Here is a 19,379-nt window from a genome sequence, read left to right as displayed (position 1 = left end):
TTCGATGCGCTGGGGGATCAGATGGTGACGGCGACCGGCCGCCGGGTGCCGTGCAGCAGGTCGTTGACGATGCCGCTGAGGGTGTCGCTGCGAATGAGCTGCAGTACCGCGGCGATATCGACGTCCATACCGCGATCGTCGGCGTTGAAGGGCACGTGCTCGCGAATCGCCTTGTGCACCAAGCGTGCCGAGCGGGAGGCGCGATCGAGGCCGCGCAGCTCGATCGCCTGGCACAGCGCGATGAGGTGGATGGCGAGCACCTCCTCGACCAGTGCGATGACATTGCGGGCATCGCGCGCGGCGATGGGCGCCATGCTGACCTTGTCCTGGTTGTGCGCCTCGGTGGAGCGGGAGAAGATGCTCGCGGGCGCGGAGTTCTTCAGCGCTTCGGCGGTAATGGCGGAGCAGGCGATCTGCATACCCTTGAAGCCGTGGTGCAGTCCGGCCCGCCAGTCGCCGGGTTCGAAGCGCGCCACCAGGTTCGGGGTCAGGCCGTTGTTGAACTTCTCGTCGACGATCAGTTCCAGCTGGCGGTCCAGCAGATCGGCGATATTGGCGACGGCGGTCTTGATCGAGTCCATGGCCTGGCCGATATGCCCGGCGTAGAAGTTGCCGCCATTGTGGACGGTGGTCTCGGACGCGTCGAAGAGCGGATTGTCATTGGAGGAGTTGATCTCGATGTCCAGCCAGTTCCGCGCCCAGCTCGCGGTATCGCGCAGAATGCCGATGACCTGCGGGGCGCACCGGATCGAGTACTTGTCCTGGATCGAGCGCGGCAGCCGGGCGTAATCGCTGTCGCCGAGTCCGCCGGTCATGCCGAGCACCTGATCGTGGTCCAGCGCCAGCCCGGAGTCCACGAGCAGTTCGGCGATGGCGGCGGCCGAATCCCGCTGTCCCGGATGCGGTTTGTGATCGTGGATGAAGTGGTGGAAGTGACCGCGGTTGCCGCACAGCGCTTCCGAGGCCATGGCGGTGCACAGTTCGGCGAGCAGGGCCACCCGCTGCGCGTCCGCGAGCGCCAGGCTGGCGAAGGACGCGGAGAACGAGGTGCCGTTGATCAGCGCCAGGCCGTCCTTGGCCTCGGGCACGATCGGGCTCAGCGCCAGTTCGCCGAGCACCCCGGCGGTCGGCCGCAGCCGTCCGCGGTAGCGCACCTGGCCCTCGCCGAAGACGGCGGAGGCGAGGTAGCACAGCGGTACCAGGTCACCGCTCGCGCCGACCGAGCCGCGCTCCGGAATCTCCGGGCGCACATCGTGATTCAAGTACTCCAGCAGGCGATTGATGAGTTCGGCGCGAATGCCGGAGTTGCCACGCGCCAGGCAGTTGGCGCGAATCAGGATGGTGCCGCGCACCACCTCGGGAGCGGCCATCGGGCCGGTGCCGTTGAGGTGGTAGCGGGCGATATTGCGTTGCAGTTCAGCGGTTTTCGCCGAGCTGATCTGGCTGGTGACGCTATCGCCGAAGCCGGTGGTGACGCCGTAGATCGGCTGTCCGGTGGCAATGAGATCCCGCTTGAGCGTGCGGGACTGTTCGACCCGCGCGGTCGCGCCGGGATCGAGTTCGACGCCGATGCGCGAGCCGCGCCGCGCTACCGTGACCACATCGTCGACGGTGAGGCTGTGCCCGTCGATGGTGAGGCCCGCGGCCCCGTTGGTTCCGATTCCCATCAGTCGCTCCGTCCTGTGTTGGTGATTACTGCGGTTTCGGGGGTGGGCAACAGGGTGCGAATCTCGCGCTGGCCCAGGGACAGGTCGGCGAACCCGGTGACATAGAGGGTTTCGTCGACGGCGGTATCGGTCATGAGGGTGTGCTGGCGGGCTTGGAACGCCTCCACGAAGGGGCGGCGCAGTTGTTCGAACCCGGCGAGCAGCTGAGCGCCGGGATCGCTTGCGGTATCGGAGGTTTCGGCGCTCAGCGCCTGATCGATCAGCGGTGCGAGCAGCCAGGCGTCCTGGAGCGCGAGGTTCACGCCCTGGCCGCCGTACGGGTGCACGCTGTGCGCGCTGTCCCCGAGCAGTGCCACATGCCCGATCGACCAGTTCCGCACCCGCACGGTGTGATGCGAAATGAGCGCCACCACGGTGCCTTCGGTGGCGACGCAGGTGGCCAGGGCGGGATCGAAGCGCTCCAGCGAGTCGATCAATTCGGTGCGCGCGTCCGCGAGTTCGGTGGCTTTCACCGCGCCGAACACGTGCATGCTCTCGGGTCCGGACGGCACCGCGACCACGGGCCGGGTGCTGCGGTAGCTGCGCACCCGCGGCGGGCCGTCCGGCCGGGGCACCCGCACGATGAGCTGCCGGTCCTCGAATTGGTCCAGGCGCGCGGCGAATCCGGCGACGGTGCGGACGGTGGAGTACTTGCCGTCCGCGCCGACGGCGTACGCGGCGCGGACCACCTGCGGGGTGGGGGTGCCGGACAGCTGCAATTCACAGCTGTGATTCGGCTGGCGCACCGCGGTCACCTCGGTGCCGGTGCGCAGGGTGACGCGCGGTTCGGCGTCCAGCGCCTCGAGCAGCCGGCCCTGGAGTTCGCGCAGCGGCACCGCCAGCGCCCACGGCACCGCCTCGGTGAAATCGCGGTAGTCGCCGGAGAAGATGGGTCCGGCCGGGCCGATCTCGTCGATGCCGGCCAGCCGCAGTCCGGCTCGATCGAGCCCGTCGAGCAGGCCGATGGATTCGAACAGTCGCAGCGTCACCGGTTGCAGCACCACGCCGCCCGGTGGCGGCACGGTGAGCGGCGTGCGTTCCAGCACGGTCACTTCGCGTCCGGCGCGGGCCAGCAGCAGCGCCAGGGCGAGGCCGCCCGGGCCCGCGCCCACGATTGCGCAATCGATCATGAGGGGCTCATTTCGGGGGTGGGACGCACGCTCGGGGTGCGGGCATCGGCGACGGAACGGAAGACCAGTACCGAGTTGTGGCCGCCGAAGCCGAAGGAATGCGAGGTGGCGATGGGGATTTCGGCCGCCCGCGGCCGCTCGGTCACCAGGTCGAGTTCGCAGTCCGGATCGACCTTTTCGAGATTGAGGATCGGCGGAATGGAACCCAGGGTCATGGCCGCGACGGTGGCGATGGCCTCCACCGCACCGGACGCGCCGACCAGATGACCCAGCGCGGACTTGGTGGCGGCGATCGGAATGCGCTGTGCGGCAGCGCCGTACGCGGTTCTGATCGCCATTGCCTCACTCCGGTCATTGATCGGGGTTGAGGTGGCGTGCGCGTTGATATGCGCGACTTCGGTTGCCTCGCACCGGGCGTCGGCCAGGGCGGCGGCGATGGCCCGCACCGCGCCCACACCTTCGGGGGCGGGTGCGGACGGATGGTAGGCGTCATTGCCCACCCCGTAGCCGGCCAATTCGGCGTAGATCCGCGCGCCCCGGGCGGCGGCATGGCTCGCGCGCTCGAGCACCAGCACGCCCGCGCCCTCGCCGATGACGAAGCCGTCCCGATCGATATCGAATGGCCTGCTGGCCCGTTCGGGTTCGTCATTGCGGGTGGACAGCGCGCCCGCGATACCGAATCCGGCCAGTACCAACGGGGTTATCGCGGCTTCCGCGCCGCCCGCGAGCACCGCGTCCGCGCGGCCGGAGCGAATCAGGTCGATGGCCAGGCCGAGGGCGTCCGCGCCGCTGGCACAGGCCGAGACCGGTGCGAAGGACGGTCCGCGCAGTCCATAGCGGATGGCGGACTGCGCCGCCGCCATATTCAACGGCATGGCGATGCTGAAGAACGGCCGCACCGTCTGCGGGCCGTCGGTCAGCAGGCGGCGGTGCTGTTCACTCATCTCCTCGATACCGCCGACGCTGGAGGAGATGATCGAGCCGAACCGGTCCGGGTCCACGCCCTGTACCGGGGTGGGTTTGCGGGCGGTCCAGGCGGTGTCTTCCGGGAGCAGTCCGGCATCGCGCAGGGCCTCGCCCGCGGCGATGACGGCATAGCGGGCGAACGGATCCAATTGCGGAATCAGTTTCGCCGGTAGGTATTCGGTAATTTCCGGATCACGGACTTCACAGGCGAATCGGGTGGGAAATCCGGTGGTATCGAACTTGGTGATCGATTGTGCGGTGGGTACGCCGGCGTATAAACCGCCGAGCATTGCCGGGACACCGGTTCCGTACGGCGTCACCGCGCCGAGCCCGGTGATGACGATCGAATCGTGTGAGAGGAACACCTCTCGACTGTGCGACCGCGCGCCCGGCGCGGCAATGAGCAAAAACCGATGCCGCCGATAGGCGAATACAGGGCCGCATACCGGGTGCGAGGCGAGTACCATGGCGATCTAATACGTTGCCGCACAACGATTGACATCTCCGGCTGCCAGATCGTCGATCGCCCGTCGCATGCGGTTTCCCGGCGATCCACTGCCGCGTCACATCGGTGGAGTCGACTTGTCCCCGGTACTCGACGACGAAGCCGACGATGTATGCCGACAGGTGTTAGGTGCGCGGGATGAAACTGCGTCAATTAGAATACTTCGTCGCGGCCGCCGAAGAATTGCATTTCGGTAGAGCGGCCGCCCGGATGGGTGTATCCCAACCTTCATTGACCGAGCAAATCCAACGACTCGAACAACAACTCGACGCCGCGCTTTTCGATCGCGACAGCCATACCGTCGAGTTGACTCCCACCGGCGAACTACTCTTCGGCAAAGCCCGCGCCACACTGGAATCCGCCGATTGCGCGGTCCGGGTGGCACGCCGCTCGCATCCCGGGCACCGCCGCGAACCGCGCGGTTCGGTGCGCATCGGATTCTGCTGCTCCGCCACCCGCAGCGTGCTGCCGGACGCCCTGCGCACCTATACCGCGCTCTACCCGGGCGCGGTCGTGACGCTCAAGGAACTGTGGACCACCGAGCAGCTGGAAGAACTCCTCGACCACCGCCTCGACGTCGCCTTCGTGCTCGGCCCGGTACACGATCCGGCGCTGCGCTCCTATCCCGTCGCCCGCGACGGCTTCGCGGCCGTCCTGCCCGCCGATCACCGCCTCGCCCGGACCGCGGATATCCATGTGCGGGAACTGAATTCGACACCGGTGGCACTGTTCCGCCGCAGCCTGAGCGCCGGATTGCACGACCGCCTCACCGCCCGCCTGGCCGCGGCCGGTGTGGTGCTCGATGTCGTGCACGAGGTCGCGCATCCCAATGTCGTACCGCTGCTCGCGGCCACCGGCGTGGTGGGCTTGGCCTCCAGCACGCGCGCCGCTCAAGCCGATGTGCCGGGCGTGGTCACCCGCCCGCTTGTCGGTACCCATCTCGAAGAGGACATCCACATGGTCTGGCGCGCAGACGAATCCGCCATCCCCCGACTCGAATTCATCGCCCTGGTCGCACCGCTCGAAGACGGGGCGATCGCGGACGGTATCGGTGCTCCGGGAGGCCGTGGCCCGGTCGGAGGGCTGGACGACGATCCCGAACCGGCGTGGCCCGATCCGGCGCCGGGCCGTCGCGTTCCGGGCCCGACTCCGCGGGTTCCCCTCACACGACCGCTGGAACCGGCTGTACCGCGGCGGGATCCGGCTCATCCGCAGCACGATCCGCTGGCGGCGCGGACGGGTCGGGATGTGGCGCTGCGACATCCGGTTGGGGCGCGGTAGCGGCCGATGGAACTGCGTCAACTGCGGTACTTCCTGGTGGCCGCCGAGGAACTGCATCTCGGGCGGGCCGCCGCGCGCATGCACATCACCCAACCGGCGTTCACCCAGCAGATCAGGCGGCTCGAACGCGAACTCGGGGTGCTGCTGCTGGATGTGACCAGCCATAAGATCACGCTCACCCCGGCGGGGGTCGCCTTCGCCGGGGAGGCGCGCGAAACCCTGGAGCGCGCGACCGAGGCGATGGATACCGCGCGTCGCGCCTCACGTGGTGAGATCGGCAGTCTCTCAATAGGTTTCGGAGCCGCTGCCGCGCACCGGGTGCTGCCCGGATTCCTGCGCACCTTCCGCGAGCGCTATCCGGATGTCACGCCGGTGCTGGATGAGATGTGGACCGCGCATCAGGTGCAGGCGCTCATCCGGCGGCAATTGCACATCGGATTCGTACTGGGCCCGGTGCCCGATCCCAAACTGCGATCGGCGCAGGTGGGGGAGGAGAGCTTCGTGGCCCTGCTGCCGCCGCAGCATCCGCTGGCGGCGGAGCCGGAGGTGCCATTGCGCGCATTGCTGGCCGAGCCGATCGCGCTGTTCCGTCGCGAACTCAATCCCGGTCTGCACGATCGGCTGCTCGCGGTGAGCCGGGCGCAGTCCCGCAAATTGGATGTGCGGTACGAGGTGGAGCACGCCAACGCGCTGCGCGTACTGGTCGCGGCCGGGCACGCCCTCACCATCTCCTCGCGTTCGCGGGCGCGCCAGCTCGCGGACGGGAATCTGGTCTCCCGGCCCATCGTGGAGCCGAGTATCCGGGAGCCCATCACCATGGCCTGGCAACCGGATACCCGTTCCCCGCTGGTATCGAATTTCGTTGCGCTGCTGGATCAATTGCCGACCGCGTGCGCACCACCGTCGACGTGAACGATCTCCCCGGTGGTGGCCGGGAACCACTCCGAGAGCAGGGCGACGCAGGCGCGCGCCACCGGGGTGGAATCGCTGATATCCCAGCCCAGCGGTGCGCGCAGTGACCAGTCCTGACGGCGATCGTCGAAGCTGGGCACATTGCTCGCCGCCACCGTGCGGATCGGCCCGGCCGCGACCAGATTGACCCGGGTGCCCTGCGGACCGAGATAGGTCGCCAGATAGCGGGCGGCGGATTCGAGTCCCGCCTTGGCAACACCCATCCAGTCGTAGCCGGGATAGGCGGTGGAGGCGTCGAAGTCGAGGCCGACGATGGAGGCGTTCTCGGCGAGCAGCGGCCGCAACGCGGTGGCCAGACTCACCAGTGAGTAGGTCGAAACCCGCAGTGCCGTGGCGACATCGGCCCATTCGGTATTGAGGAAATTGCCGCCGAGCGCGGATTGCGGTGCGAAGGCGATCGCGTGCAGTACGCCGTCTATCCGATCCGCGTGCTCGCCGACGCGGGCGCTCAGGGTGCTCAGATGCTCCTCGTCCGAGACATCCAATTCGATCACCGGCGCGGTTTCCGGCAGGCGCTCGACGACCTTGCGCACCAGGCTGAGCCGCCCGTAGCCGGTGACGATCACCCGCGCGCCCTCGCGCTGCGCCAGTTCGGCGACGCCGTAGGCGATCGACGAGGGTGTCAGCACCCCCGTCACCAGCAGTGTCTTCTTGTCCAGCAGGCCCATCAGCGTTCTCGCTCTCTCATCGCGGAGCCACCATCCAGGCGGCGGTGCGCAGCAGGGACTTGATCACTTTGCCGCCCGGATTGCGGGGTAGCGGGGTGCGATACACCGCGACCAGCTCGGGCATCTTGTAGCGGGCCAATTCCTTTCGGGCGGAACGGAATACCTCGCGCAACTGATCCTCTTCGCCCGGTACCAGCACGATGGCGGCGGCCACCTTCTCACCCGCGATGCTGTCCGGGACGCCGGTCACCGCCACCTCGCGCACGCTCGGATGTTCGGCCAGCGCGCGCTCCACCTCGGCGGAGTAGACGTTCTCACCGCCGCGAATGATGACATCCTTGGCGCGGTCGACAATGCGGACCAGACCCCGATCATCGATGGCGGCGATATCGCCGGTGCGCAGCCAGCCGTCCTCGAAAGCCTTTGCGGTGGCGGCGGGGTCGTTCCAGTACCCGGCCACCACGTTCGGGCCGCGCACCAGCAGTTCACCGACACCGGTGCCCCGGGGATCATCGAGCCGCAGATCCACCACGGGGGCCGCGAAGCCCACACTGTCCGGATGCTCGTCGACCTGGTCATCGGGGAGGTAGGTGCAGAACGACGCACTCTCGGTGAGGCCGTAGCCGTTTCCGAGCCGGGCGCGCGGAAAGAGTTCCCGCAGTTCGGGAATCAGCCGCCGCGGCATGGGGGAGCCGCCGAAGGTGATGCTGCGCACCGATCCGAGCCGGTAGCGATCGAGGTGGGTCTGGCCGAGCAGCATGCGATACATGGTGGGCACCGACATGAGCGCGGTGATCGCCTCGGATTCGATGGCGCGCAACATGGATCGGCCGTCGAACTGCGGCAGGATCACCAGCGTGCCGCCCGTCGCGACGCTCGGCAGCAATTGCGAATTGCAGCCCGTCACATGGAACAGCGGCACCGATACCAGGCTCACCCACGGTTCGGTGACGCCGAGCAGGCGGCGGGCGTTCTCGATATTGGCCAGGAAGTTCGCGTGCGTGGTGGTCGCGCCCTTGGGGCGGCCGGTGGTGCCGCTGGTGTAGAAGATGGCGGCCGGATCATCCGGGGCCGCTTCGGGGATGCGGCGGGACCGGGAGCGGGTGGGCAGATGGTCGAGATCGAATACGTATGCCAGGCCCGCGTTCTCGGTAATGTGCGAGATCTCCGGTTCGGACAGGCGCGTATTGATCGGCACCGCAACGCATCCGGCGAGCTGGACGGCGAAGAACGCCGCGCACCAGTCCACCCCGTTGGGGAGCAGGATGCCCACCCGGTCGCCGGGGCGGACGCCCGCCCCGGCGAGTCCGGCGGCCAGGGCGGTGGCGCGATCCCACAGCTGGGCGTAGGTCAGGCGCGGACCGCCGACCTGGACCACGGCCTCGGCATCGGGGACGCGTTCGACGGTGATACGCAGTGCGGCAACCAGATTCGGCAGCGGGTCCGGGTAGCGGGCGATGCCGTCGGATCCGCGCACCGGTGTGGGATGCGTCATCGCGGTCATAGCACGGCCTTTCGCGCACGGGCGTAGACCTGGGGGTCGCCGGTGGTCCAGATGACTTCGAAGCGCAGTCGCTCGATCCGCCAGCCGGCGTCATCGACCAGTGTCAGCCGCAGCGGCCCGGCGACCTGATAGCTGCCCTCCGCATCGGCGAACAGCGCCTGCTGCATGAGCATGGTTTCCGCCGTCCCGTCGTAGACCTCGGTGGATACGCAGGTGAGGGTGTGAATACTGGTCAGCCGCGCCTGGGTGGCGGTGACCCGGTCCGCCCACTCGTCACCGCTGTAGCTGTGCCAGGCGTCCGCGCCCTGGAAGGCGGGATTGTGAATGAGCACGGTATCGCCGAAGCAGCGGCGGTATCGCTCCCGATCGGCCAGATCCAGGCCGAGGCCCAGATCCGCCACCAGGCCCAGGATTTCGACCTTGTCCGCGGTGTTCATGTCAGATGTAGCCCTCCGTCTACCCGGAGCACCTCACCGGTGATCCAGCCCGCCGAGGCATCGGCCAGCGCCACGATCCACCGGGCGACTTCGGCCGGGTCGCCGCGTCGCTGCAGCGGAATGCGCTGGCGCTCACGTTCTTTGATCGCCTCGATGCGATCGGCGGGCACACCCGCGCCCGCCAGCAGCCCGGTCTCGGTCGGCCCGGGCGAGATGGCGTTGACTCGTATTCCGCGCGGTGCGAGCTCCAGAGCCCAACTGCGCGTAAGGCTTTCCAGCGCCGCCTTGGTGGCGGCGTAATGCGCGCTGCCCGCCACCGCCCGCTGTGCGTAGGCACTGGTGACATTCACGATCGAACCGGCCTGCTTGGCAAGGGCTTCCAAGCAGTGGCTGGCCAGCAGGCTCGGCGCGACGATATTCAACCGCACCAGCCGATCGATATCGGCGGGTGAGATTCCCGCCAGTGCCGCCGGGCCATAGGGCCCCGCATTGTTCACCAGCACATCGATCCGACCCCACTCCCGCAGCGCGGTCTTGGCGATCCGCTCCGGCTCATCCGGATCCGCCAGATCCCCGATATGCGCGTGAATCCGCTCGTGCAGCCCCGCAACCTCTTCCAGCGGTCTACTCCGCCGAGCAACAGCGAGCACCTGTGCCCCCTGCTCGGCCAGCAGCACCGCCGTGGCCCGCCCGATCCCGGAACTCCCGCCGGTCACGATCGCCACCAGCCCGGCCAGCGGAGCGGCCGGAATGGCCACCTCGCCGGTTGCCGCACCGGTCAGCCCGGAACTCGGATCGGTGACGGCGCCGCTCGCACCGGACAGCTGATCCACGCCGGTGCGGTTCGCATCGCCGGTCTGTTCGGTCCCGGCGGCGGTCACGATAGCTCCGCCCGCGCTCGGACCACCTGTGCGGCAGCGGTTTCCGGATCGGTGTCGATGTCGAGTACCAGTTCGGTCGCGCCCGCCGCCACCAGTTGCTTCCCGGCGGGGAGCGATGTGTCGAGTGGGCCGACGAGGCGCACCACGACTCGTCCGGTGCCGACCATCTCTGCTGCCGTGCGCACGATATCGGTATCGATGCGGTCGGCGAACATGTAGCCGTACCAGCCGTCGAGTTCACCCGATCGGCGCAGTGCGGCCGTGCTCATTCCGCCGCAGAGGATCGGAATATGTTGCGGGGGAACGGGATGCATGGCCACGCCCTTGGGCAGGCCGTAGTGCGCGCCGTCGTATGCGTCCGGTGTGCCGGTCCAGCAGGCGCGCATCAGCTCGACCACTTCGTCGGTGCGTTCGGCGCGCTCGGCGAACGGGATGCCGAGGGTGTCGAATTCCTCTGCCATCCAGCCGGATCCGATGCCGAGGGCCACGCGGCCACCTGCCAGCGCGGCGATGGTGCCGAGCTGTTTGGCCAGCAGTACCGGCTGCCGGACTGCGGCGACCAGGACTCCGACACCCAGCTCGACGCGTGTGGTGACCGCCGCGGCCATGCCGAGCGCGGTCACCGCCTCCATGAACGGCGTGTCATCGCGCCAGGGCACGGAGCCGTCCGGTGCGAAGGGATAGAACGATTCCGTCGGGGTCACCGTGACGACCCGATCGGACAGCCAGAGCGAGTCCACCCCGGCGGCTTCCAGGCTCTGGGCGGCGTCGAGCACGCGGTGTGCGTCCGGCCCGAAGTTGGCGAGTTTCGCCCCGATTCGGATGGCGCTCATCCGATGCTCCGTTCATCGCGGACCCGGCGCATCTTGGTGCGCGGGCGGTCGAGCGTTCCGATCTCGGCCCATTCGAAGCTGTCCAGGTCGAATCCGGCGATCCGGCGCACGAACTCGCGCACGCGGTCACCGACCTCGGCGGGATCGCCCGCCGTATCGCCCGGCCATTCCGCCACCAGGCCAATGGCGTTGTCCCGCAGCACAATGTGGTACCAGGGCGCGGCCTCCGGCACGGCTTGCAGGAAAGCCTCCTCGATCCGATACGGCGATACCGCGGTATCGCCCGCCGGAATCTGATCGGCGATGCGGCCGTACACGTGCAGCGTCGGCAGCGTGCGCCCGCAGTCGCACGGTTCGCCCGGCAGCATGCCGCGATCCCCGCTCCGGAAGCGCACGAACGGGGTCGCATTGCGTCCCAGCGTGGTGAATACCAGCGCACCGGTCGTCCCGTTCGGCACGATCGCGGGAAGCGTGTTCCGATCGGCAGTCGTGCCGGTGAACGCCGCCTCATCCACCACCTCGGCGTAGCAGTTGCCCGCCGCGACGTGGTAGACGCCCAATTCGCAGGTGTAGGCGATGATTCCGATCTCGGTGCTGCCGAACCACTGGCGCACGTCCGCCTGCCAGCGCTGACCCAGCCGGGTCAGCATGGACGGGGCAGCGCCCTCGCCGCCGACGCGCAGATGCCGGATCGACGGCTGCTCGCCCGGATAGGCGGCCTCGTAGAGATCGCGCAGGTACCAGGCGTAGCTCGGGGTGCTGAACAGCGTGTCCACACCCAGGTCGTGAATGGCTTGCAGCAGGCGTTCGGGCGGGCCGTAACTGCCGCCCTTACCCGCGGGCAGCACGACCGCGCCTTGGCGCTGCACGTCCCTGTGCACCGCCAGGCCGACCGTGGCCATGTCATAGGGCAGCGCGACCGCCACCAAATCCGTTGCCGCGAAGGCGAACAGCCCGCCCGGCGCATAGCGCGCGCCGTCGCCGCGCAGATCCTCCAGCGTGTACGCCACATAGGTGGTCGGCCCGGCGGTGGTGCCGGAGCTGAGATTGATCTGCGCGACGTCGCGCCACGGGACGGCCAGCAGTTCGCGCAGCCGTCCCTTCGCCTCGGCCGGTTCGGTGAGCGGCAACCGCTCGAACCCGGCGAGGTCCACCGGCGCGGTGAGACCCGCGAACTTCGCTCGGTGGAATGGCGATTCGAAGGCGTGCGCCACCGATAACGGCAGCGCTTCCGCCACGTACTCCGAGAGCGCCGCCGCGGGCCAATACTCCAGCGGCTTCGTCTCCCGCGCCGAGATCTCGGCGATCATCCGGTCGGCGGCCGATCTGGGATCGGCCGCTGCGGTGGCGATCTCGGTCATCTCATCCCACCACCGCTGCCTCGGCGGTCTCCGCGGCGTCCTGCTCCGGGTAGACCGGGCAGCCGTACACGAACGGGAAATCGTCGAAGGTGTCGTATTCCCGGTTGGAGCGCAGCAATTCGCCGACCGGATTGTTACGGCTCCAGAAATCGCCGCTCAGCAGGCGTGCGATCCAACGGCCCTCGATGGTGACCGAGTCGCTGGACAGGCTGGCGACATACTTGCCGAAATTGAAGTTCGACTCGTAGAACGCGTAGATGAGCCGGGTGTAGCAGTCATAACCGGTCTTCACGAAATTCTCGTAATCCCGCTGGGTTTCGGCCTCGTCCGCACCGCGCAGAATGGCGATCACCGATTCGGCGGCCTTGACGCCACTGGTGATGGCGAGGTACGCGCCGGCGGAGAAGATCGGGTCCACGAAACTGCCCGCATCGCCGACCGAGAAATAACCTTCGCCCGCAAGGGTATTCGAGAAGTAGCAGTAATCGGATTCACCGCGGATTTCGTCGATGACGGTCGCACCCTCGATACGGCAGGCAATGCGCGGCACCCGCGACACATGCTCGTCGAATACCGCCAGCGGCGTGGATTCACGCACATTGCGGGCGGGCGTGACAGCGCCGACGCTCAGCTTGCCGTGGCCCAGCGGAATGGCCCACAGCCAGCCGTCGGGGTGATTGCCGACCTGGATATCGCCTTCGATTCCGGGATTGGTGGCCTCGTCGACATTGCCGAAGTGCTTGAACACCCCGACCAGTTCCAGCCGGGTGTTGGGCCGGCGGTTCTTGAAATGGCGGTGCGCGATAACGCCGGTGCGGCCGCTGGCGTCCAGCACGTACTTGCCGAATGCCTCGTACTCTTCGCCGTCGTACTTGTAGCGCACGCCGCGAATACGGCCCTGCTCCTCGATGACCTCGGTGACGCGGGCATTGTGCAGCACCTTCGCGCCCTGCTCCTGCGCGTTGTTCAGCAGGATCTGATCGAATTCGGCGCGCTCGCACTGGAACGCCGCCTCACGCCGGCCGCCGCCCTGCGAGGTGAAGTCCACCCGCCGGAAATCGCCGGAGGGACCGGTGAATTCGGCTCCCCACTTGGTCGGGAAGTCCTCGGCCGGGAACAGGTCCAGCATGCCGAGGCGTTCCAGGATCCCCGCCGTGTACGGCAGCATGGATTCGCCGATGTGGAAGCGCGGGAAGTCCTCCCGCTCCAGCACCAGCACGTCGTAGCCGGCCGCCGCCAGCTGGCGGGCGGTAATGGACCCCGCGGGCCCACCCCCGATCACCACTGCGTCATGAAGTTGCCGGTCTTGTGTCGGATCGAACGATGCCATCTTGCAGCCCTCCGGTTGGTGAATGCGATTGCCGCCCTCGGTGACTCAATGTCGCGTTCACATGCTCGAATGCGGGCGGCCCTGCGAGCAATCGCCGAATCCGTTGTGCGCGATAGGCATCGCGCGGCCCGCCGGCCCGTACGCTCGGCTCGGCCCCCACCGAACCGATGAGGCATGCCATGACCATTAGTCACATGTTCGCCGGGAATACACCTACCCGGGAGTCCCCGTACGTGGTGACCGAACCCGCGGTTACGCAATTCGCGCTGGCAATTCGCGCGTTACCCAGCGGCGAAATCGCGCCCCCCACTTTCGCGACGGTTATCGCCCAGCCCGGCCAAGCGAAAGCCGTTGAACAACTCCTGAATTCACCTGCCGACCTACATGTCGTGCACCTGGACCAATCCTTCGCCCACACCCGCCCGATCCGGGTCGGCGACCGCCTCTGGACCAGTGCGGCCATCACGGCCGACAAGCTCCTCGGCCGCCACCGAGTCCTCACCGTCGAGACCGAAATCCGCAGCACCGCAGACGATCTCGTCTGCACCTGCCGGGCCACCGTCCTCCTGCGAGCCGCCTCGTGACCGCCCCCGCTCTCCATCCGGTCACGATCCCCATCCGCATCACCCGAGCGGATGTGGCGGCCTACGCGGCCGCCTCCGGCGACGACAACCCCATCCATTCCTCCGATGGCGCAGCCGAGCAAGCGGGCCTGAAAGGTGTCGTAGCCCACGGCATGCTGCTCATGGGTCTGGCAGTGCAATCGGTCACGAACAACCCCGCCCGAGGCCAGGTCCTGTCCTGCAAAGCCAAATTCACCGCCCCCGCCTACATACCCCCGGGGGAATTAGGCGCGGAACTCCTCATTCACACCCAACACACCCCCGACCCCGATCCGACACGCACACACCTCACCCTCGAGGTCCTGCAAGACGGCACCCGAGTGCTCACCGCCACATTACTTCTGACCCCCACCCCACCCGCCCGTTGAATACCGACCCCGGACATTTTCGACAACTCCCCGAAATCCACCCCCCGGTTGATTACGACTCAACCGTACGGCTCGGTACGCTGACCCCCACGCCCCCGTAGCCCAATTGGCAGAGGCAGCGGACTTAAAATCCGCACAGTGTCGGTTCGAACCCGACCGGGGGCACTATAAAACCGCTGGCAGAGCAGTGAATTGCGCCCACTCGGGAGCCTTTCTGCCGGGGCATCCGCAATTCTTCCGCTGTACGCAACGAACCTGCGGGCCGGTATCTTGCGTGCACCGAAAGGGGCGGGATCAGTGGTTACGTTCCGCGATGGTCTCGTTTTCGGACGGTCGGTCAGCCAGCCAGGGTGGGAGTTCGGCGCCGCTGGAGTATTGGTCCCAGAGGGCGGGGAGGTCGGGGCGGTGGGGGATGCCGTCGCGGCCGCCTACTGTGCCGGAGGCTGCGAGGGCCATTACGTGGGCCAGGTTTACGGCTTCGATCGGGGTGCCGCCGTTCAGGAGGGTGAGCATTACGCCTGCTACACAGGCGTCGCCCGCGCCGGTGGTGTCGGTGAGGCGGTGGCTGTCGACGTCTACTACGCCGTCGGGGTAGTAGGTCTTCATGCGGTTGCCGGGTTCGCTGACGGTGATCGCCACCGAGCGGGTTCGGGTGATTCCCGTGGAGAGTTTGAGGACCGTTACCGAGGGTTGCGGGCGGGAGAGGCGGGCGCGCATATCGCGAATCTTGTCCTCTACCGGTCGTTCCTGGATGGTTCGGTGTCCGAGCAGTAGGTCCAGTTGCTGTTCGTGGACGAACACCACATCGGTGAGGCTCAGTAGCGATTCCATGCGCGCGGTGCCGAGGGCGGCGTAGATCGCTCCGGGGTTGAGGGTGATGAGCGTTCGATCGGCGACGGTCGCGGCGATTTCCTGTTGCAGCACATGCTGACCGTGGCCCGCCATGGAGGTCAGGTGCAGGATGCGGCACTGCCGCGCGGTGTCGATCAGGGCCTCGACCCTGCCCAGGCGACGCAGGCGGGCCGCCAATTCCGCGTTGATGCCCGGTGATACGACGATCATCCGGCCACCGGACTGATCCGCGAGCACGATGGTGCTGCCGGTGGGAAGTCGTGAATTCGATACGGAAAGCACCGAATTCACGTCCACATCATCGGATTTCAACTGTGCCAGCAGATTTCGTCCCGCACTGTCATCGGCGACGATTCCGGCGACCGCCGCGCAGCCGCCGATCCGGGACAGCGCGACCGCGGTGTTGGCCCCGGAACCGCCCGGCGCGTGCTGGCTCCACCGGCTCACGACCTCGTGGTCCCGCTGAATGCGGTCGACCAGATGCACCGCATCGGCATTCATGGCGGTAATGGTCAGCAGATCGGTCCGGCAGTCCCGCCGCACCTTCTCGACGGCATGCGTCCAGCCGTCCACGGGTCGTGGTGCCGCGTTGCCGCAATCCCGGTGCAGATCGGCCCACCGGTCGAAATCGCGCCACTCCGGCCTGATGCGCCGCCCGGTCCGATCGGCCAGCTCGAGGCAGGCGCGTACGAACCCCTCCACCGTGGACCAGGCCGGAGCGCGGGTATCGGCCGGCGAATCCAACCGGCCGTAGAGGTCGTAGAGCGTATTGCGGCCCACCGAAATACCCAGTATCTCGATGCGCCGGAACACATCCGCCGCCTTCGGTGCGCCGACCGCCGCCCGCAATTCACGAAGCGCCGTGAACAGATCCGTTTCGGCCGGCACCGCGATCACCCCACCCCAGGACGAAATCCGGTCCCCCACGCCGGATCCGGTCCGGACATCGGGGCCCGTGTACTCGGCGAAAGTATCTCATGGCAACTATTCCCAAGGGACACAACGACAATGCCGCCCGTCCACCGGCAACACGCGGCTCGGTCATCGGAATCATCGCCCGGCATCCCGAACCGATCACCATGGTCGCACCGCAACCCCTGTGGTTCGTGCTTCCCGCCCTGCTACTGCTGACCGAGCAGGCGCTCGCACCGCCCAGCCTGCTCCCCACCGTGGGTGGGTTCATGCTCGCCGCGGGACTGCACAGGCGAGCCGCCCGCCGTTCTACGACGCGAATCCTCGCCCGCTGCGGCCCGCTGCAACAGCGCCCGGGCCTGCTGCTCCACCTGGTCGACGACACCGGTCACAGATGGAATGTCCGCTTCCTCCCGGTCACCCCGATGGAGTTGCGCATCGGCGACCCGGTCTTCACCGACGGCCGCATCGACCGGCACGGTCAACTGCGAATTCGCGCGCTCACGAATATCCGCACCGGTGTGCGCCGCCTCAGCCGCGCCGTCATGGTCTGGCCGATTGTGTTGGGCAGCACCGCGATAATGCTTCTCACCGTCATCTCAACGCGGTAGCCCATCGCGAAACAGGTTAGGTTGGTGCGGATGCGGCTGTCGGCGGGGTCGGTGGCCACCGAGGGGGAGGTTCGATTGTGTCCCAGCCTGGCTTCTATCCGGTTCCGCAGTCGTCGTGGGCGAACCCGCCGCGGAAGAAGCCTTCGGGGTGGTGGATTGTGGCCGGGGTTGTGTTGATCGTTGCGGGTGTGGCGGGGGCTATCACCTTCGGGGTGATGAGCGTTGTGCGAATGAATGATCAGGTCAACCAGTTTCAGCGGGTTGCTGTGCCGGGATCGGGTGATCTGCGTTTGGAGGCGGGGGATTACCGGATCTACTTCGAGTACGTCGATGATGGGACGGCGGCGGACCCGTCTCTCGACGCCGCGGTGCGCCTTACCGATCCGGCTGCTCGCCCGGTCGACCTGCGCGCCGCGAATGGCACCAGTTATCAGATGGGCAGCCATAACGGGCAGTCCGAGTTCACCTTTCACGCCGACGAGGCGGGCGTCTACCGACTGACCGCGCAGGGCTCGCCGAATGTGACCGTGGCGGTGGGTGGCAACCTCATCACCTCGATCATGAGAACCATCCTCGTCCCGCTCGCCCTGGGCTTCGGTGGCTTCATAGCTGGGATCGCCATCATCGTGACGGTCGTGATTCGCGGCGCCCGCTCGCGGCGCCCGCCCGCCGGAAGCCGATCCGGCCCCTTCGCCTACTAGTCAACCTGCTCCGGTTCGGGGGTTGCCCGCGCATGGATTAATAGTTCATTATGGTGAATGATTCATCGTGAAGAACTAAAGGATGGCCATGCGTGCAGGAAAAGCGTTGCTGATCAAGAGTTTTGCGTCGACGGCACTGGTTGCGGTCGGCCTATCGGTCTGTTCGGCCACCGCCACCGCGACACCGGATGAGGCGGTCGCGGTGACGGCGAGTCAGGTGGGGGATACCGCCGTGATCACGCTCCCGAACGGGGCGATCGAACTGCGGGACGGGGTGCTCGAGCTGGAGACCGCGAATCACACGGTGCTCGCCTCGGCTGAAATGTCCTTCCGGGTCGACGATTTCGTGTTTCCGATCGATGCGAACATCGCCGATCACACTGTGACGCTCACTCCCAGGCTGGATTTGGAGCATGCGGCGTACGCGCCGGTCGCCCTGCCGTTCGAGGACACCGCTGATTTCCATACGCCCTATCAGCGGGAACAGGCCGCCTGGAACCGAATGAGCAGCACCATAGGAATGGGACTGACGATCGGGACCGTGGTGGGCGGACTCGGCGGGGCCGCCGTCGGTTGCGTGCTCGGCGCGGTGGTGGGCGGCACGGTCGCCGCCGCCACCGTCGCCGGATTGTTCGGCCCGTTCCTGCCCGCCGCGGCGCTCGGATGCCTCGGCGGAGTGGCCTCCATCGGCGCACTGGGAACCATCGCGGGACAGTTGCTGGTGACCGCGCCGGTCGCAATTCTCGCTGCGGTGCAGTACTTCACCACGATCACCGCCCCGATGCCATAGTCGTCCTGGTCATCGGGACCGACCGGGGGCCGTGGTGGCGGCGCTGAGTGTGGCGGCACCGTCGGTATGCACTTGAGCCCGGGGCAGGCGTTAGCGAGGGCGAGGCCAAGGTCGGCCGCCCGGGCTTCATTCGCGAGGCGGCCCTGGACGGCGGGTTCATCCGCGATATCCCGGTACCGGACGCCTTCACCCCGCGCCTGGACGGCGGTCAGGTCGTCTCCGGCATTCGCGACAACCTCGGTTTCGAGGCGATGGATCTGCCGCAGGGCGGGTCCTCGGTCGTCGCGGTCAGTGAGAACGCACTGGCACAGGACGGCCCGGCCGCCTCGCCGGATGCCGAAAGCCGCTCCCGCTTCTTCAGATTGAACAGTCACGACGGCGCGGATATCGCCGAGTACATCTACCCGGTGGATCGCGTCGCGGCCCGGCGGCGTGCCCGCCGCCACCGGCATCTCGGAGATCCTCGCCGACGGCGCGGACCGATTCCTGACGCTGGAACGCAGCATGATCCCCAACGTCGGATTCACCGCCCGCATCTACTCCACCTCGACCGCGGGCGCGACACCGGTCACCGGCGCGGCCGTCGCCCCGGCGAACGCCACCCCCATGTCCAAGGAGCTGCTGTTCGATTTCCGCGCCGCCGGAATCGACCCGCAATGTGTGGAGGGCATTACCCGGGGTCCGACGGTCAACGGCCAGCGCACCCTGGTCGTGGTGTCGGACAACAACTTCGGTGTTGTCGGTAAAACCATGTTCCACCTGCTGGCGGTCGATTCCGGCTTCCCCGGAGTCGGCACCGGAAGCGCGGGCTGATTTCCGGCGGGCGGACCCGGTGGCTGGTGCGTTCCCCTCCAACGCACCAGCCCCTGACGAGCACGAAGGGGCGAATGGCGCGCGCAGGTTCCAGGACCCGTAAAGCCTGTTTTCGCGCCGTGAGAAAGTCAATGC

At 67.5% G+C, this 19,379-nt stretch carries 19 protein-coding genes, 1 tRNA gene and 1 pseudogene; 10 read left to right on the top strand and 11 right to left on the bottom strand.

Features of this window, described 5'->3' with window-relative positions:
* Positions 1–17 precede the first annotated feature (17 nt).
* Genes hutH through ACFC4D_RS28955 form a run of 3 tightly spaced genes read right to left on the bottom strand, consistent with a single transcriptional unit; the run spans position 18 to position 4,167 of the window.
* Positions 18–1,667 (bottom strand): histidine ammonia-lyase, encoded by a 1,650-nt coding sequence (gene hutH, locus ACFC4D_RS28965; RefSeq protein ID WP_376068105.1) that lies wholly within the window; start codon positions 1,665–1,667, stop codon positions 18–20.
* The gene (locus tag ACFC4D_RS28960; protein ID WP_376068103.1) at positions 1,667–2,836 is read right to left on the bottom strand and encodes an FAD-dependent oxidoreductase; all 1,170 of its coding nucleotides are present in this window, start codon (positions 2,834–2,836) and stop codon (positions 1,667–1,669) included. Before ACFC4D_RS28960 ends, hutH begins: the two co-directional genes overlap by 1 nt.
* The gene (locus ACFC4D_RS28955; protein ID WP_376068101.1) at positions 2,833–4,167 is read right to left on the bottom strand and encodes a beta-ketoacyl-[acyl-carrier-protein] synthase family protein; all 1,335 of its coding nucleotides are present in this window, start codon (positions 4,165–4,167) and stop codon (positions 2,833–2,835) included. The genes ACFC4D_RS28960 and ACFC4D_RS28955 overlap by 4 nt, the downstream gene beginning before the upstream one ends.
* A gap of 278 nt (positions 4,168–4,445) precedes the next feature.
* On the opposite strand from ACFC4D_RS28955, the gene ACFC4D_RS28950 reads away from it, so the two are divergent.
* Together ACFC4D_RS28950 and ACFC4D_RS28945 are read left to right on the top strand one after the other, a co-directional pair.
* A complete protein-coding gene (locus ACFC4D_RS28950; protein ID WP_376068100.1) occupies positions 4,446–5,588 on the top strand; it encodes a LysR family transcriptional regulator in 1,143 nt (380 codons plus the stop codon).
* 6 nt (positions 5,589–5,594) lie between these two features.
* Positions 5,595–6,500: a LysR family transcriptional regulator gene (locus ACFC4D_RS28945; protein WP_375965140.1), complete on the top strand. Its 906-nt coding sequence runs from the start codon at positions 5,595–5,597 to the stop codon at positions 6,498–6,500.
* Here the strand turns inward: ACFC4D_RS28945 and fabI are convergent.
* Genes fabI through ACFC4D_RS28910 form a run of 7 tightly spaced genes read right to left on the bottom strand, consistent with a single transcriptional unit; the run spans position 6,464 to position 13,529 of the window.
* Positions 6,464–7,228, bottom strand: coding sequence for an enoyl-ACP reductase FabI (gene fabI / locus ACFC4D_RS28940; RefSeq protein ID WP_376068098.1), 765 nt, complete (start codon positions 7,226–7,228; stop codon positions 6,464–6,466). The two genes, ACFC4D_RS28945 and fabI, sit on opposite strands and share 37 nt — an antisense overlap.
* A gap of 16 nt (positions 7,229–7,244) precedes the next feature.
* The gene (locus ACFC4D_RS28935; RefSeq protein WP_376068096.1) at positions 7,245–8,732 is read right to left on the bottom strand and encodes a class I adenylate-forming enzyme family protein; all 1,488 of its coding nucleotides are present in this window, start codon (positions 8,730–8,732) and stop codon (positions 7,245–7,247) included.
* Positions 8,729–9,169, bottom strand: a complete 441-nt coding sequence (locus ACFC4D_RS28930) for a nuclear transport factor 2 family protein (protein ID WP_376068094.1) — start codon at positions 9,167–9,169, stop codon at positions 8,729–8,731. Before ACFC4D_RS28930 ends, ACFC4D_RS28935 begins: the two co-directional genes overlap by 4 nt.
* Positions 9,166–10,050, bottom strand: coding sequence for an SDR family NAD(P)-dependent oxidoreductase (locus tag ACFC4D_RS28925; RefSeq protein ID WP_376068092.1), 885 nt, complete (start codon positions 10,048–10,050; stop codon positions 9,166–9,168). The genes ACFC4D_RS28930 and ACFC4D_RS28925 overlap by 4 nt, the downstream gene beginning before the upstream one ends.
* Positions 10,047–10,883, bottom strand: a complete 837-nt coding sequence (locus ACFC4D_RS28920; protein WP_376068090.1) for a TIGR03619 family F420-dependent LLM class oxidoreductase — start codon at positions 10,881–10,883, stop codon at positions 10,047–10,049. Before ACFC4D_RS28920 ends, ACFC4D_RS28925 begins: the two co-directional genes overlap by 4 nt.
* Positions 10,880–12,244: a phenylacetate--CoA ligase family protein gene (locus tag ACFC4D_RS28915; RefSeq protein ID WP_376068089.1), complete on the bottom strand. Its 1,365-nt coding sequence runs from the start codon at positions 12,242–12,244 to the stop codon at positions 10,880–10,882. The genes ACFC4D_RS28920 and ACFC4D_RS28915 overlap by 4 nt, the downstream gene beginning before the upstream one ends.
* Before the next feature lies 1 nt (position 12,245).
* Entirely contained in the window at positions 12,246–13,529 is a 1,284-nt protein-coding gene (locus ACFC4D_RS28910) for an NAD(P)/FAD-dependent oxidoreductase (RefSeq protein ID WP_375965157.1), read from the bottom strand.
* Between the two features lie 224 nt (positions 13,530–13,753).
* Between ACFC4D_RS28910 and ACFC4D_RS28905 the strand changes: the two genes are divergently transcribed.
* From ACFC4D_RS28905 to ACFC4D_RS28895, 3 genes are all read left to right on the top strand, one after another.
* Positions 13,754–14,158: a MaoC family dehydratase N-terminal domain-containing protein gene (locus ACFC4D_RS28905; RefSeq protein ID WP_376068087.1), complete on the top strand. Its 405-nt coding sequence runs from the start codon at positions 13,754–13,756 to the stop codon at positions 14,156–14,158.
* Positions 14,155–14,565: a MaoC/PaaZ C-terminal domain-containing protein gene (locus tag ACFC4D_RS28900; protein ID WP_376068085.1), complete on the top strand. Its 411-nt coding sequence runs from the start codon at positions 14,155–14,157 to the stop codon at positions 14,563–14,565. Before ACFC4D_RS28905 ends, ACFC4D_RS28900 begins: the two co-directional genes overlap by 4 nt.
* A gap of 91 nt (positions 14,566–14,656) precedes the next feature.
* A tRNA-Leu gene (locus tag ACFC4D_RS28895) sits at positions 14,657–14,730 on the top strand.
* Positions 14,731–14,859: 129 nt separating this feature from the next.
* On the opposite strand, the gene ACFC4D_RS28890 is transcribed toward ACFC4D_RS28895, so the two are convergent.
* On the bottom strand, positions 14,860–16,305 hold the full coding sequence (locus ACFC4D_RS28890; protein WP_376068083.1) for a carbohydrate kinase family protein: 1,446 nt from the start codon (positions 16,303–16,305) through the stop codon (positions 14,860–14,862).
* 89 nt (positions 16,306–16,394) lie between these two features.
* Between ACFC4D_RS28890 and ACFC4D_RS28885 the strand changes: the two genes are divergently transcribed.
* The 5 genes and pseudogenes from ACFC4D_RS28885 to ACFC4D_RS28865 all read left to right on the top strand — a co-directional run bounded on the left by ACFC4D_RS28885 (position 16,395) and on the right by ACFC4D_RS28865 (position 19,244).
* On the top strand, positions 16,395–16,940 hold the full coding sequence (locus ACFC4D_RS28885) for a hypothetical protein (RefSeq protein WP_376068081.1): 546 nt from the start codon (positions 16,395–16,397) through the stop codon (positions 16,938–16,940).
* 215 nt (positions 16,941–17,155) lie between these two features.
* Positions 17,156–17,641, top strand: a complete 486-nt coding sequence (locus ACFC4D_RS28880) for a hypothetical protein (RefSeq protein ID WP_376068079.1) — start codon at positions 17,156–17,158, stop codon at positions 17,639–17,641.
* An 88-nt stretch (positions 17,642–17,729) separates the two neighbouring features.
* Positions 17,730–18,431, top strand: coding sequence for a hypothetical protein (locus ACFC4D_RS28875; RefSeq protein ID WP_376068077.1), 702 nt, complete (start codon positions 17,730–17,732; stop codon positions 18,429–18,431).
* A 47-nt stretch (positions 18,432–18,478) separates the two neighbouring features.
* A pseudogene (locus ACFC4D_RS28870) lies at positions 18,479–18,850 on the top strand (esterase-like activity of phytase family protein); the annotation flags it as partial.
* Between the two features lie 13 nt (positions 18,851–18,863).
* Entirely contained in the window at positions 18,864–19,244 is a 381-nt protein-coding gene (locus ACFC4D_RS28865) for an esterase-like activity of phytase family protein (RefSeq protein WP_376068075.1), read from the top strand.
* Positions 19,245–19,379 lie beyond the last annotated feature (135 nt).

This window comes from Nocardia sp. NPDC056000 (genome assembly GCF_042269265.1).
In the GTDB taxonomy this organism is placed as follows: Bacteria; Actinomycetota; Actinomycetes; order Mycobacteriales; family Mycobacteriaceae; genus Nocardia.
The sequence above is the reverse complement of the archived record's forward strand: the minus strand, read 5'-3'. Positions and strand labels throughout refer to the sequence as shown.